The sequence below is a fragment of the Phytoactinopolyspora endophytica genome (assembly GCF_004138495.1).
Classification (GTDB): Bacteria; Actinomycetota; Actinomycetes; order Jiangellales; family Jiangellaceae; genus Phytoactinopolyspora; species Phytoactinopolyspora endophytica.
In genome coordinates this window covers 226,277-227,198 of sequence record NZ_ML142855.1, presented here as the reverse complement: position 1 = coordinate 227,198, position 922 = coordinate 226,277, and the positions used below count along the sequence as shown (strand labels likewise).

The following is a 922-nucleotide window of genomic DNA, read 5'->3' as shown; positions in this document are numbered from 1 at the left end:
CACCAGGACCAGCCGCCAGTCCTGAGGGTCGGGGGGCGCTTCCACGCTCGACGCCCACTCGCCTGCCTTCTCCACCTCGTCGACAACGAGGTCGAACGGCGCCCCGTCCATCGCCGCGACCTTCGGGCCCAGCAGCACGGTCTGAACAGGTGGCCGGCTGGACCGCGCGGCAAGTCGGGCCATGCCGGCGAGAATCCCACTGCGTCCGCTACGGGACCGCCCGCTGACCAGCAGCGGCGCCTCGGCCAGCGGCACCGTCACCGCGCCCGCGTACTCGGCGTCGACCGCGATGCACAGCGCGTCTCGTTCCGGTGCGGGAAGCACCGCCGGCGGCAGCAGGGTCGGCATCGCCGGTACCTGAATGGCCGGGCGTTCCCGGTACCGGCCGGCCACCATGGCCGCCAGCGCTCGCAGCCGGTCGGCCTGCACCGGGCCGCCGGCGCCACCGACCGTCGCGACCTGGATCTCCAGCCTGCCGAGGAGGCCCCGGCCGGCCACGGTGTCCGTGTCGAGAACCTTCGCCGGCACGCCCAGCATCTGGTAGTCCTCGTCCGCCGTCATGCGCAGCACGATCCGCTGACCGAAAGCGGCCTGCATCGCGCTCGGCACCCCGGATCGGCGTGGTGAGGTCGCCACGATGTGCACGCCACACCGCCGGCCCTCCTGCAGCACGGCCGTCAGCTTCTCCAGATGGCCGCGCTTCAGCGCGCCACCGTTCTCCAGCGTCTCCACCAGCGACGGGAGGTTGTCCACCAGCAGGTACACCCGGGGCATCCCGAGGCCCTGCTCGGCCAGGGCGCCGACGTCCGCCGCGCCGTACGCGGCCAGCGTGGCGTTGCGGTCCTCCACCGTCTTGTACAGCATCCTGACCATCCGCTGGATACGCTCCATCGCCTGCTCGACGACAACCGACCCGACTGAC

General features: G+C 72.3%; 1 protein-coding gene. It reads right to left on the bottom strand.

Annotation, left to right across the window (positions count from 1 at the left end; all coding sequences use genetic code 11):
- Positions 1–922 (bottom strand): FtsK/SpoIIIE domain-containing protein (locus tag ELR45_RS15885; protein WP_205856684.1); only part of this gene is annotated, 922 nt, incomplete at both ends.